The 13748-nt window shown below is 69.5% G+C and carries 10 protein-coding genes; 7 read left to right on the forward strand and 3 right to left on the reverse strand.

The genetic code is table 11. From position 1 onward, the window contains the following. Positions 1–67 precede the first annotated feature (67 nt). The 6 genes from WT53_RS13970 to WT53_RS13995 all read left to right on the forward strand — a co-directional run bounded on the left by WT53_RS13970 (position 68) and on the right by WT53_RS13995 (position 7595). Positions 68–1201 carry an acyl-CoA dehydrogenase family protein gene (locus WT53_RS13970; RefSeq protein ID WP_060260290.1) on the forward strand — a complete coding sequence of 378 codons (1134 nt, stop codon included), beginning with the start codon at positions 68–70 and terminating at the stop codon, positions 1199–1201. Between the two features lie 200 nt (positions 1202–1401). Further along, entirely contained in the window at positions 1402–3108 is a 1707-nt protein-coding gene (locus WT53_RS13975) for an AMP-binding protein (RefSeq protein WP_060260293.1), read from the forward strand. 112 nt (positions 3109–3220) lie between these two features. Then, on the forward strand, positions 3221–4750 hold the full coding sequence (locus tag WT53_RS13980; RefSeq protein WP_034204344.1) for a CoA-acylating methylmalonate-semialdehyde dehydrogenase: 1530 nt from the start codon (positions 3221–3223) through the stop codon (positions 4748–4750). Between the two features lie 18 nt (positions 4751–4768). Beyond that, positions 4769–5668, forward strand: a complete 900-nt coding sequence (mmsB, locus tag WT53_RS13985) for a 3-hydroxyisobutyrate dehydrogenase (protein ID WP_034204345.1) — start codon at positions 4769–4771, stop codon at positions 5666–5668. Next, complete coding sequence (locus WT53_RS13990; protein ID WP_034204346.1) at positions 5668–6459, forward strand: enoyl-CoA hydratase; 792 nt, start codon at positions 5668–5670, stop codon at positions 6457–6459. The genes mmsB and WT53_RS13990 overlap by 1 nt, the downstream gene beginning before the upstream one ends. Then, positions 6456–7595 (forward strand): enoyl-CoA hydratase/isomerase family protein, encoded by a 1140-nt coding sequence (locus tag WT53_RS13995; protein ID WP_034204347.1) that lies wholly within the window; start codon positions 6456–6458, stop codon positions 7593–7595. The genes WT53_RS13990 and WT53_RS13995 overlap by 4 nt, the downstream gene beginning before the upstream one ends. A gap of 37 nt (positions 7596–7632) precedes the next feature. Here the strand turns inward: WT53_RS13995 and WT53_RS14000 are convergent, their stop codons facing one another. Then, a complete protein-coding gene (locus WT53_RS14000) occupies positions 7633–8562 on the reverse strand; it encodes a LysR family transcriptional regulator (RefSeq protein ID WP_034204348.1) in 930 nt (309 codons plus the stop codon). Between the two features lie 179 nt (positions 8563–8741). Here WT53_RS14000 and WT53_RS14005 point away from each other — a divergent pair, with 179 nt between their 5' ends. Next, positions 8742–10280, forward strand: coding sequence for an MFS transporter (locus tag WT53_RS14005; RefSeq protein WP_034204349.1), 1539 nt, complete (start codon positions 8742–8744; stop codon positions 10278–10280). Between the two features lie 30 nt (positions 10281–10310). Here WT53_RS14005 and WT53_RS14010 read toward each other — a convergent pair whose 3' ends face one another. Both WT53_RS14010 and WT53_RS14015 read right to left on the reverse strand, forming a co-directional pair. Continuing rightward, positions 10311–11690, reverse strand: a complete 1380-nt coding sequence (locus WT53_RS14010) for an efflux transporter outer membrane subunit (RefSeq protein WP_034204350.1) — start codon at positions 11688–11690, stop codon at positions 10311–10313. A 6-nt stretch (positions 11691–11696) separates the two neighbouring features. Next, entirely contained in the window at positions 11697–13748 is a 2052-nt protein-coding gene (locus WT53_RS14015) for a MacB family efflux pump subunit (RefSeq protein WP_034204351.1), read from the reverse strand.

Genomic DNA, 13748 nt, shown 5'->3' on the forward strand with positions numbered 1-13748 from the left:
TGCCTACACTTGTTGCATCGAAACGCAAGGACGGTCGCGCCCGGCGGCCGCGGGAGACTGCAGCACCATGGACGAGCTTTACACCGAAGACCAGCGGATGATCCGCGATGCCGCGCGCGCTTTTGCCACCGAGGTGCTGGCGCCGAGCGCCGCGCAGTGGGACCGCGACGCGCACCTGCCCGACGCGATCGTCGCGCAGCTCGGCGAACTGGGCCTGCTCGGGATGATCGTGCCGCAGGAGCTGGGCGGCTCGTATACGGATTACGTGGCCTACGCGCTGGCGATGGAGGAAGTGGCGGCCGGCGACGCCGCGTGCGCGACGATGATGAGCGTGCACAACTCGGTCGGCTGCGGGCCGATCCTCGGCTTCGGCACGCCCGCGCAGAAGGATCGCTGGCTGGCCGACATGGCGGCCGGCCGCGTGATCGGCGCATTCTGCCTGACCGAGCCGCAGGCCGGCTCCGAGGCGAACAACCTGCGCACGCGCGCCGAGTTGCGCGATGGCAAGTGGGTGCTGAACGGCGCGAAGCAGTTCGTGACCAATGGCCAGCGCGCGGGCGTCGCGATCGTTTTTGCCATGACCGATCCGGAAGCCGGCAAGCGCGGCATTTCCGCGTTCCTGGTGCCGACCGACACGCCGGGCTTCATCGTCGGCAAGCCCGAGAAGAAGATGGGCATCCGCGCGTCCGACACCTGCCCGATCACGTTCGAGAACTGCGCGATTCCCGAGGAAAACCTGCTCGGCAATCGCGGCGAAGGGCTGAAGATCGCGTTGTCGAACCTCGAAGGCGGGCGCATCGGCATCGCCGCGCAGGCGCTCGGCATCGCGCGCGCCGCATTCGACAAGGCGCGCCGCTATGCGGGCGAGCGCGTGCAGTTCGGCAAGCCGATCGCCGAGCATCAGGCGATCCAGCAGAAGCTCGCCGACATGGCCGTGCAGATCAACGCCGCGCGCCTGCTCGTGCATCACGCGGCGAAGCTGCGCACGGCCGGGCTGCCGTGCCTGTCGGAAGCGTCGCAGGCGAAGCTGTTCGCGTCCGAGATGGCGGAGCGCGTGTGCTCGGACGCGATCCAGATTCACGGCGGCTACGGCTATCTGGTCGATTACGAAGTCGAGCGTCATTATCGCGACGCGCGCATCACGCAGATTTACGAAGGCACCAGCGAAGTGCAGCGGATGGTGATCGCGCGACAGCTTTGAGTCGCGGCGCGCGCTCATCCGGGGTGTCACGCAGTCGAACAAACGGTCGAACAAGCAGGCATACAACGCAAGCACGAGGGCGGCGCGGCGAACACGGCACGCAACGACGTGACCGTGCGCCGTGCAACACGGAGCCGGGCAGGTGCTGCAGCACGTGCGCCGGTTGACCGCTGGGCATGGAGACTGGACGGAGACGACACATGACGGTACAGGCATTCCTGGACGCACGCGATTTTCTGCTGCGCCATCGCACCGACTACGACACCGCGTACCGCGAGTTCGAATGGCCGGTGCTCGACGCGTTCAACTGGGCGCTCGATTACTTCGACCCGATGGCGCGCGGCAACGACGAGCCCGCGCTGTGGATCGTCGATGCGGCGACCGGCACGGGCGATCCGTATTCGTTCGCGCAGATGTCCGAGCGTTCGTCGCGGATCGCGAACTGGCTGCGCTCGATCGGCGTCGTGCGCGGCGACCGCATCCTGCTGATGCTGCCCAACCGCGTCGAGCTGTGGGACGCGATGCTGGCCGCGATGAAGCTCGGCGCGATCGTGCTGCCCGCCACGACGCAACTGTCGCCCGACGACGTGCGCGACCGCGTGCGCATCGGCGGCGCGAAATACGCGATCGTCGACGAGAACGAAACCGCGAAGTTCGAGCAGCCCGATCTCGGCCTCGCGCAAAAGATCGTCGCCGGCGCGCCGCGCGCGGGCTGGCTCGCGATGAACGACGGCTATGCGGCGAGCGCCGCGTTCGAGCCGGACGCCGTCACGCACGCGAACGATCCGATGCTGCTGTACTTCACGTCGGGCACGACGTCCAAGCCGAAGCTCGTCGAGCATACGCACCGCACCTATCCGGTCGGCCATCTGTCGACGATGTACTGGGTCGGCCTGCAGCCGGGCGACATCCACTGGAACATCAGCTCGCCCGGCTGGGCGAAGCATGCGTGGAGCTGCTTCTTCGCGCCGTGGAATGCGCAGGCGTGCGTGTTCGCGTTCAACTATGCGCGCTTCGAGCCGAAGGTCGTGCTCGATGCGCTCGTCAAATACCGGGTGACCACGCTGTGCGCGCCGCCGACCGTGTGGCGCATGCTCGTGCAGCAGCCGCTCGCGTCGTTCGACGTGAAGCTGCGCGAGATCGTCGGCGCGGGCGAGCCGCTGAATCCCGAGATCATCGAGCGCGTGAAGAAGGCGTGGAACATCTCGATCCGCGACGGCTACGGCCAGACCGAGACGACCTGCCTGATCGGCAACTCGCCGGGTCAGCCGGTGGTCGCGGGCTCGATGGGCCGGCCGCTGCCCGGCTACCGGATCGCGCTGCTCGATCCGGACGGCGCGCCCGTCAGCGAAGGCGAGGTCGCGCTGCCGCTCGGCGATGGCGCCGCGCGCCCGGTCGGGCTGATGAACGGCTATGCGAACAATCCCGACGCGACGGCCCATGCGATGCGCGACGGCCACTACCGCACGTCGGACATCGCGATGCGTCGCGACGACGGCTACTACGTGTACGTCGGCCGCGCGGACGACGTGTTCAAGTCGTCCGACTACCGGCTCAGCCCGTTCGAACTCGAGAGCGTGCTGATCGAGCATCCGGCGATCGCCGAGGCGGCCGTCGTGCCGAGCCCGGACCCGGTACGGCTGTCGGTGCCGAAGACGTTCGTCACGCTGCGCCAGGGCTACGAGGAAAGCCCCGCGCTCGCGCTGGAGATCTTCCGTTTCTCGCGCGAGAAGCTCGCGCCGTACAAGCGCATCCGCCGCCTGCAATTCGCGGAGCTGCCGAAGACGATCTCGGGGAAGATCCGCCGCGTCGAACTGCGCCGCCGCGAGATCGAGCGCGGCGACGACGCGACCGCGCGCATGCCCGGCGAATACTGGGAAGAGGATTTCGCCGCCGAACTGAAATGACCGGCCGCGGGCCGCGCGCGCCGCATGCCGCGGCGGCCGCCCGCAGCCGAATCGAACCGGTCGCGCGGCGGCATGCCGCCACGCCGCGACCCACTGCAAGGAGAGTGCTCTGATGAACGCGAATCCGACGCCCCGTACGGGGCAAGACGTGCCGACGGTCAAGCTGCTGATCGACGGCGCTTTCGTCGAGTCCGCCACCGACGAGTGGCGCGACGTCGTCAACCCGGCGACGCAGCAGGTGCTCGCGCGCGTGCCGTTCGCGACCGTCGCGGAGGTCGACGCGGCCGTGCAGGCCGCGCACGCCGCGTATGCGACGTGGAAGAACACGCCGATCGCCGCGCGCATGCGCATCATGCTGAAGTTCCAGGATCTGGTGCGCGCGAACCAACAGCGCATCGCGAAGACGCTGACGGCCGAGCAGGGCAAGACGATTCCCGACGCCGAAGGCGACATCTTCCGCGGCCTCGAGGTGGTCGAGCACGCATGCTCGATCGGCACGCTGCAACTGGGCGAATTCGCCGAGAACGTCGCGGGCGGCGTCGACACCTACACGCTGCGCCAGCCGCTCGGCGTGTGCGCGGGCATCACGCCGTTCAATTTCCCCGCGATGATTCCGCTGTGGATGTTCCCGATGGCGATCGTGTGCGGCAACACGTTCGTGCTGAAGCCGTCGGAGCAGGACCCGATGTCGACGATGGAACTCGTCGAACTCGCGCTCGAGGCCGGCATACCGAAAGGCGTGCTGAACGTCGTGCACGGCGGCAAGGAAGTCGTCGACGCGATCTGCACGCATCCGCTCGTGAAGGCGATCTCGTTCGTCGGTTCGACGGCGGTCGGCACGCACGTCTACAACCTCGGCGGCCAGCACGGCAAGCGCGTGCAGTCGATGATGGGCGCGAAGAACCACGCGATCGTGCTGCCCGACGCGAACCGCGAGCAGGCGATCAACGCGCTCGTCGGCGCGGGCTTCGGCGCGGCCGGCCAGCGCTGCATGGCGACCTCCGTCGCGGTGCTGGTGGGCAAGGCGCGCGAGTGGCTGCCCGACATCGTCGCGAAGGCGAAGGCGCTGAAGGTCAATGCAGGTGCCGAAGCGGGCACCGACGTCGGCCCGGTCGTGTCGCGCGGCGCGAAGGCGCGGATCCTGACGCTGATCGACGCGGGCATCAAGGAAGGCGCGAAGCTCGAACTCGACGGTCGCGACGTGAAGGTGCCCGGCTACGAGGACGGCAACTTCATCGGCCCGACGATCTTCTCCGGCGTGACGACCGACATGTCGATCTACACGCATGAAATCTTCGGGCCCGTGCTGGTCGTGATGGCGGTCGACACGCTCGACGACGCGATCGCGCTCGTCAACGCGAACCCGATGGGCAACGGCGTGGGCATCTTCACGCAGAGCGGCGCGGCGGCGCGCAAGTTCCAGAGCGAGATCGACGTCGGCCAGGTCGGCATCAACATCCCGATTCCGGTGCCGGTGCCGTTCTTCAGCTTCACCGGTTCGCGCGGCTCGAAGCTCGGCGATCTCGGCCCGTACGGCAAGCAGGTCGTGCAGTTCTACACGCAGACCAAGACGGTCACCGCGCGCTGGTTCGACGACGACACGACGGCCGGCCCGGTGAATACGACGATCCGGCTGCATTGAGCGGTGGAGGAAACGAACATGAAAATCGGATTCATCGGCCTCGGCCACATGGGCGCGCCGATGGCGCTGAACCTGCTGAAAGCCGGCCATGACGTGCACGCGTTCGACCTGAGCGCCGACGCGTTGCGCGCGCTGCAGGACGCCGGCGCGCAGGCGGCCGCGTCGCCGCGCGATGCGGCGGCGGGCGCGACGTTCGTGATCACGATGCTGCCGGCCGCGCCGCACGTGCGCTCGGTGCTGTCCGGCGAGAACGGCGTGCTGGCCGGCCTCGGCGCGGGCGCGACGGTGATCGATTCGAGCACGATCGACCCGGCGAGCGCGCAGGCGTTCGGCGCGCTGGTGCGCGAGCACGGCGGCGCGTTCGTCGATGCGCCGGTGTCGGGCGGCACAGGCGGCGCGGCGGCCGGCACGCTGACCTTCATGGTCGGCGGCAGCGATGCGGATTTCGAGCGCGTGAAGCCCGTGCTCGCCGGCATGGGCAAGAACATCGTCCACTGCGGCGCGACGGGCATGGGGCAGGTCGCGAAGGTCTGCAACAACCTCGTGCTCGGCATCTCGATGGCGGCGGTGTCGGAGGCGATGTCGCTCGGCGTCGCGCTCGGCATCGACCCGAAGGTGTTGGCCGGCATCGTCAACACGTCGACGGGCCGCTGCTGGAGTTCGGACACCTACAACCCGTATCCGGGCGTGATCGAGACCGCGCCGGCGTCGCGCGGCTACTCCGGCGGCTTCGGCACCGACCTGATGCTGAAGGATCTCGGCCTCGCGAACGATGCGGCGAAGCAGGCGCGCCAGCCCGTCTATCTCGGCGCGCTCGCGCAGCAGCTGTACCAGACGATGAGCAGCCGCGGCGACGGCCAGCTCGATTTCTCGGCGGTGATCCGCCTGTACCAACCGGCCACGAAGAAGGACGCGTGATGATCGAACTGGACTACGTCGACGACGGCGCGATCGCGTGCGCGACGCTCAAGCGTCCGCCCGCGAATGCCTTTACCGCCGACGGGCTGCAGCAGTTGCAGGCCACCGTCGCCGAACTGAATGCGAACCCGCGCGTGCGCGCGCTGGTGATCACCGGCGACGGCCCGAAGTTCTTCAGCGCGGGCGCCGATCTCAACACGTTCGCCGACGGCGACCGCGCGGTCGCGCGCGCGATGGCGTCGCGCTTCGGCGCGGCGTTCGAGGCGCTGCACGATGCGCGCGTCGTGACGATCGCGGCGATCAACGGCTATGCGATGGGCGGCGGCCTCGAATGCGCGCTCGCGTGCGACCTGCGGATCGCGGAGGCGCATGCGCAGATGGCGCTGCCCGAACCGTCGGTCGGCCTGCTGCCGTGCGGGCTCGGCACGCAGACGCTGCCCTGGCTCGTCGGCGAAGGCTGGGCGAAGAAGATCATCCTGACCGGCGCGCGCGTCGATGCGGCCACCGCGCTGCGGATCGGCCTCGTCGAGGACGTGGTGGAAAGCGGCGCCGCGCGCGACGCGGCGCTCGCGCTGGCGCGCAACGTCGCACGGCAAAGCCCGCATGCGGTCGGCTACAGCAAGGAGCTGATCGGCCTCGCCCGCCGCGGCGTGCCGCGCGGCGCGGCGCTCGCGGTCGAGCGCGAGCGCTTCGTCGACCTGTTCGACACGGCCGATCCGCGCGAAGGCGTGGCGGCGTTCCTCGGCAAGCGCGCGCCGCAGTGGCGCACCGATGGGGAGTCGCAACGATGAGCACGCCGGTGACGAATCACGACGCATTCGCGGAGCATGCACCCGAGGTGCTGTATCGCGTGGTGAACCGCGTGGCGCTGATCACGCTGAACCGGACGGCCGCGCTCAACGCGCTGTCGTACGCGATGATCGGCGAGCTGAGCGCGCTGTTCGAGCGCTGCCGCCACGACGACCAGATCGTCGCGGTCGTGCTGCGCGGCGCGGGCGAGAAGGGCTTCTGCGCGGGCGGCGACGTGCGCGCGCTGTACAGGATGGTCGCGCAGCGCGAGACCTGGCTGCCGTTCTTCGTCGACGAATACCGGCTCGACTACGCGATCCACACGTTCCCGAAGCCGGTGGTCGCGCTGATGGACGGCGTGACGATGGGCGGCGGCATGGGGCTCGCGCAGGGCGCGGCGCTGCGTGTCGCGACCGAGCGCAGCAAGATCGCGATGCCGGAAACGCGCATCGGCCTCGTGCCCGACGTGGGGGCGACGCATTTCCTGTCGCGCATGCCGGCCGAACTCGAACTGTACGTGGGGCTGACCGGCGCGATGCTGTCGGGCGCCGACGCGCTGAGCGCGAAGCTCGCGGACCTGTGCGTGCCGTCCGCGTGGCTCGACACGTTCGAGACGCGCATCGAAAGCGTGAAATGGGATGGCGATGCGCTGCCGTTGTTGCGCAAGGTGTTCGAGCCGCCGTGCAACGTGGTGCCGCATGCGGCGCTCGACGGCCAGATGCCGTGGATCGTCCGCCACTTCGACAAGCGCTCGACCGTCGAGCGGATCGTCGCGACGCTCACGCAGGACCTGGCGCGCGACGAGCTGGCGCGCGAGCACCGTCAATGGTTGCAGGCGACGCTCGATGCGCTCGCGAGCCATTCGCCGACGATGCTCGCCGTGACGCGAGAGGCGCTGCTGCGCGGCCGGCAGATGACGCTCGCGGAATCGTTCCGGATGGAGCTCGGCATCGTGGCGCGCGCGATCGAGGAAGGCGACTTCTGCGAAGGCGTGCGCGCGCATCTCGTCGACAAGGATCGCAAGCCGCGCTGGGCGCCCGCGTCGCTCGTCGAGTTGCGCGCCGAGCGCGTGCGGCATTTCCTGACGTCGCCGTGGAAGCTGTTCGCGCATCCGCTCGCCGATCTCGGCGCGGCGTGATGCGCATGCGCCGACGCGCCGTGCGGCGCGTCGGCTTTCACGCGTCTCGTCGCGCTTCGTCCGCGCGCTCGATCATCGGCGGAATCGCCTGCGCGAGCGCATCGATCACGCAGCGCGTCTTGCGCGGCAGGTAGCGCGTCTTCGGCCAGATCGCGTGAATGTCCCCTTCGCAGACGAAGCAGCGATCCAGCACGACCACCATCTCCCCGCGCTTCACGTAATGGTCGAGCAGCCAGCTCGGCAGCCACGCGATCCCGAATCCCGACGCACCGGCCGCGGCGATCGCCTGCACGTCGTCGAAACTCAGTTGATGCGGCATGTCGATCCGCACCGTCGAGCCGTCCGGCGCGCGCAAGTCCCACGGCTGCACCACGCCCGACCGCGAATAGGCGATCGTCCGGTGGTGCTTCAGGTCGTCGAGCGTCTTCGGCGTTCCGTAGCGCGCGAGATACGACGGCGCCGCGCCGAGGCTGCCGTATTGCGTGCCGAGCCGCCGCACCGCGAGGCTCGTGCTGTCCGCGAGCGTACCGATCCGCACCGCGAGGTCGATCCCTTCCTCGACGAGATCGACGAAGCGGTCGGTGATCGACACGTCGATCCGCAGGTGCGGGTAAGTGCGCGCGAGGTCGAGCACGATCGGCGTCACGCAGTGGTGCCCGAACGCGAGCGGCACGCTCAGCCGCAGCTTGCCGCGCGCTTCGTGGCGGCCGCAGTCGAGATCGGCTTCCGCCGCTTCGAGTTCGGCCAGCGCGCGCACGCAGCGGTCGTAGTACGCCTGGCCGTCGTCGGTCAGGCTCTGGCTGCGCGTCGTGCGCTGCAGCAGCCGTGCGCCGAGCCGCTTCTCGAGCCGCGCGATCGCCTTGCCGACCGCGGACCGCGTCATGTCGAGCCGCTCCGCGGCCAGCGCGAAGCTGCCCGATTCCACGACCTGGACGAAGGTCGTTACGCCGTCGAGTCTGTCGGTCATGGCGGGTGTGAGTCGATTGGGTCCTGAGATTCCCCAGTGCATGGAAATGGATGCGTCAATGGGGAGGTGAATTCTCACTATAGTACCGATTCCCGTTCAGCGTGCGTCGCCGGCCGCACGCGGCGAATCCTACTGACCTGGAGGCGCGCGGCCCGTCGTCGGGCCGCCGCGCAATACGCATGACGCTATCCGACTCTCGCAGGAATGCGGTCGCGCTCGCGGCCGTCTGTCTCACGTCGCTGATGTTCGGCCTCGAAATCTCGAGCGTGCCGGTGATCCTGCCGACGCTCGAACACGTGCTGCATGGCGATTTCAACGGCATGCAGTGGATCATGAACGCGTACACGATCGCGTGTACGACGGTGCTGATGGCGGCCGGTACGCTCGCGGACCGGTTCGGCCGCAAGCGCGTGTACGTGGTCGGCACCGTGCTGTTCGGCGCGACGTCGTTGCTGTGCGGGCTCGCGCCGAACGTGCCGGTGCTCGTCGCGGGCCGGCTGTTGCAGGGCGCGAGCGGCGGCGCGATGCTGATCTGCCAGATCGCCGTGCTGTCGCACCAGTTCCGCGAAGGGCGCGAGCGCGGTCGTGCATTCGGGATCTGGGGGATCGTGTTCGGCATCGGGCTCGGGTTCGGGCCGATCGTCGGCGGCGCGATCGTCGCGCTGGCGAGCTGGCCGTGGGTGTTCCTCGTGCATGCGCCGCTCGCGGCGGTCGCGCTCGCGCTGATCGGCGGCGCGGTGCGCGAATCGCGCGATCCGCATGCGGGCTCGCTCGACGTCGCGGGCATCGTCACGTTGTCGCTCGCGGTGCTCGGTCTCGCGTTCTACATCACCCAAAGTGCCGAACTCGGATTGACGAGTAGGACCGGCCTCGGCGTGCTCGGCGCGACCGTGCTCGCGCTGGCCGGCTTCGTCGCCGCGGAGCGCGGCAGCGCGCGGCCGATGTTCGACTTCTCGGTGTTCCGGATTCGCGCGTTCACCGGCGCGATCTTCGGCTCGATGGGGATGAACTTCAGCTTCTGGCCGTTCATGATCTACCTGCCGATCTGGTTCCAGGTCGCGCTCGGCTACGACAGCGTGACGGCCGGCCTCGCGTTGCTCGCGTACACGCTGCCGACGCTGATCGCACCGCCGTTCGGCGAACGGCTCGCCCTGCGCTACGGCCCGGGCGTCGTGATTCCGGGCGGCCTGTTCACGATCGCGGCCGGTTTCGTGCTGATGCGGCTGGGCAGCGCGGCCGATCATGCGAGCTGGCTGACGATGCTGCCGGGCTGCGCGATCGCCGGCATCGGGCTCGGGTTGACCAATACGCCCGTCACCAACACGACGACGGGCGCGGTGCCGAGTGCGCGGGCCGGGATGGCGTCGGGCATCGACATGAGCGCGCGGATGATCTCGCTCGCGCTGAACATCGCGGCGATGGGCTTCGTGCTGGTGGCGGGGATCGTCGCGAGCCTGAAGCGCGGGCCGGCCGGCGCGATCGGCGATGCGGCGCTGCGCCGGCTCGCGCAGGAAATCGCGTCGGGTCGCACCGACGGGCTGCAGGCCGTCGCGCCGGCGCTCGCGCAGGCCGACCCGACCGGCGCGGCGCTGCACGCTGCGCTCGTGCATGGGTTCGGCTGGGTGATGGTGTACGGCGCGGCGGGCGTGGCCGTGCTCGCGACCGCGAGCATGGTGGCGTTCGCGCCGGCGCGGCGCGGGGCGGCCGTGTGCGAATGACGCGGCCGGCGGTCGGCACAGGACGGCCGGTCAGGACGTCCCGCCGCCGAGCGCGCGGTAGAGCTTCATCTGGTTGTTGAGCCGGTTCAGGCGCGTCAGTTCGTCGGCGCTCTGCGCGCTCCTCAGGACCTGCTGCTGGTCGAGCCACGGTTGCACGGCGGTCGCGCCGGCCGCGAAGCGCGCGGCGGCCAGCCGCTCGGCGCGCTGCGCCTGGGCGAGCGACAGCGCACGCTGTTCGGCCTCGCGTTCGAGCTGCACGCGTGCGGACAGCGCGTTCTCGACTTCCGCGAGCGCCGTATGGAGCCGCTGGCGGAACCCGACCACCGCTTCCTCGTACTGCGACTTCGACACCTTGATCTGCAACTGCATCGTGTTCCACTGGATAAACGGCAGCGCGAGGCCGAGCCCGAGCGTGCCGACCGGGTTCGTCAGCACGCGCTCGAGGCTCGTGCTCGTCGTGCCGGCGCTGCCGGTCAGCGTGAAGGTCGGGTAGAAGCTCGTGCGCGTCGCGTCGACCTGCGCGAGCGACTCGCGCAGCCGGAATTCCGCCGCACGCAGGTCGGGACGCCGGCCGAGCAGGCTAGCGGGCAGGCCGGCCGCCACGTCGGGCGGCGGGGCGTCGGGCAGCGCGGCCGGCTCGGCGGCGAGCTGCTGCGGCGGCCGGTCGAACAGGATCGCGAGCGCGTGCCGGTTCTCGGTGCGCTGCTGGATCAGTTGCGTTTGCGCCGCGCGTTGCGCGGCGAGGCTCTGCTCGGCCTGCGCGAGATCGAGCCCCGACACGGCGCCGGCCGTGTGTCGCGACCGGACGAGCGCGAGCGTGCGCACCGCATACGCGATGTTCGCGTCGCCGAGCGCGATCTGCCGGTTCAGATAGCCGATCTGCCAGTACAGCGCCGCGGTCGTGCCGATCAGCGACAGTCGCGCGGCTTCGAGATCGGCGGCCGTCGCGTCGGCTTCCCAGTGCGCGGCATCGCGCAGCGCGGCCAGCCTGCCCCACAGGTCGATTTCGTAGCTGAGCGAACCGGCGAGGCCGCTCGACCGGCTCGTTCGGTGGGTATCGAGCGTGCGCGACACGGCGCCGTTCGCGCCGAGCGTCACGTTGGGCGTCAGGTTCGTATCGACGAGCCCTGCCTGCAACCGTGCGCGATACACGCGGATCGCCGCGATCGCGAGATCGCCGTTGGCGCGCAGCGCGTCGTCGATGAGCGCATCGAGTTGCGGATCGCCGAAGCTGCGCCACCAGTCGCGCGCGGCGGCCGGCGCGTCGACCGCGACCGGCGCGGCCCAGTTCGCGGGCATCGCGACGGCCGGCAGCGGATCGTGGCGCACGCCCGCGCAGCCGGCGAGCAGCGCGGCCGCGCACGCGAATGCGCCGAGACGGTGAAGCGGGGACGAATGCGTGATGGCCATGTTTCGTCAGTCGCGCGCGAGCGCATCGATCGGATCGAGCCGCGACGCGTTGCGCGCGGGCATGAACCCGAAAATCACACCGGTGAGCGTCGAGCACACGAACGCGGTCGCGATCGCGCCGGCCGAGAACACCATCTTCCACTGCGCGACGAACATCGAGAACAGCGCGCCGAGCCCGAACGACAGCGCGATGCCGATCGTGCCGCCGAGCAGGCACACGAGCACGGCCTCGACCAGGAACTGCTGCAGGATGTCGGACTGGCGCGCGCCGACCGCCATCCGGATGCCGATCTCGCGCGTACGCTCGGTGACCGACACCAGCATGATGTTCATCACGCCGATCCCGCCGACGACGAGCGAGATCACCGCGATCAGCGAGAGCAGCAGCGTCAGCGACTGGCCGGTCTTCTCGACGGTCTTGACCACGCTGTCCATGTTGTACGTGAAGAAGTCCTTGCGGCCGTGGCGCTGGATCATCAGTTTCTCGAGGCTTTTCTCGGCGGCGGCGCTCGGCTGCCCGTCGCGCACGCGCACGGTGATGCTGTCGAGATAGCGCTGGCCGAACAGGCGCCCGCTCGCGGTCGTGTACGGCACCCACACGTTCAGGCTCTTCACGCTGCCGAACGCGCTTTTCTTGTCGGCGGTCACGCCGATCACGACGCACGGCACGTTGTCGACGAGGATCACTTCGCCGACCGGATTGCGCGCCGCGCCGAACAGCTTGCGGCGCGTGTTCTGGTCGATCACGACTACCTGCGCCTGGCGGCGCACCGCGTCGTCGTCGAACGCGACGCCAAGCGCGAAGCGCATCCCGCGCGCCTGGAAGTAGCGCTCGCCGACGCCGCTGACGAGCGCATTCACGTTGATGTTGCGATAACGCAGCAGCAGCGTGCGCGACGTCTCGGGTGTCGCGCTGTCGATGTACGGCTGCTCCGCCAACGCGGCGACGTCGTCGGGCACGAGCGTCTGGATCGCATCCGCGCGGCTGTCGCCCCAGTCGGTGCCCGGATAAAGACTGATCGTATTGGTGCCGATGCTGCCGATCTCGTCGAGCATGTAACGCTTCGCGCCTTCGCCGACCGCGACGATCGACACGACCGACGTGATGCCGATGATGATGCCGAGCATCGTCAGCAGCGTGCGCAGCCGGTGCGACACGAGCGCGATCCAGGCCATCCGGCACGCCTCGCCGAAGCGGCCGGTGCCGGCGGCGAAGCGTCGGGTGCGCGGGGCGGGAGCGGCGTCGGGGGCGGTTTCGGTTTCGGCGGCCGGCGAGGCATCCGCGGAAGCCGGTGCGGACCGCCCGTCGGGTGCCGCTTCGGCCGTTGCGGCTGCTCCGACGCCGGATTCCGCGAGCGCTTCCGCGTAGTGGCGGTTCGGCCGGTCGGCGACGATCTCGCCGTCGCTGATTTCGATGATGCGCCGCGCATGGCGCGCCACGGCCTTGTCGTGCGTGACGATCACGATCGTATGACCGAGCGCGTTCAGTTCGTGCAGGATGCGGATCACGTCCTGGCCGCTTTTCGTGTCGAGCGCGCCGGTCGGTTCGTCCGCGAGGATCACCTGGCCGCCGTTCATCAGCGCGCGTGCAATGCTCACGCGCTGCTGCTGGCCGCCGGACAGTTGCCCGGGCCGGTGATGCGCGCGATCGGCGAGCCCGAGGCGCGCGAGCAATGCGCGGGCGCGGGCGTGCCGCTCGGCGCGCGGGGTGCCCGCATAGATCGCCGGCATTTCGAGGTTCGCGACCGCGTCGACGTGCGGCAGCAGGTGATAGCGCTGGAACACGAAGCCGAAGTGCTCGCGGCGCAACTGCGCGAGCTCGTCGCTGTCGAGCATGTGCGTGTCGCGTCCGCCGACCGTGTACGTGCCTTCGCTCGGATGATCGAGGCAGCCGAGGATGTTCATCAGCGTCGACTTGCCGGACCCCGACGCGCCGACGATCGCGACGATCTCGCCCGCGTCGATCGACAGGCTGACGTTGTTCAGGACGACGACGTCCTTGTCGCCGGCCGGAAAGCGTCGCGTGACGGCGGCGAGTTTCAGCAGAGGCTGGCTCAT

This window comes from Burkholderia sp. MSMB2157WGS (assembly GCF_001532755.1).
Lineage (GTDB): Bacteria > Pseudomonadota > Gammaproteobacteria > Burkholderiales > Burkholderiaceae > Burkholderia.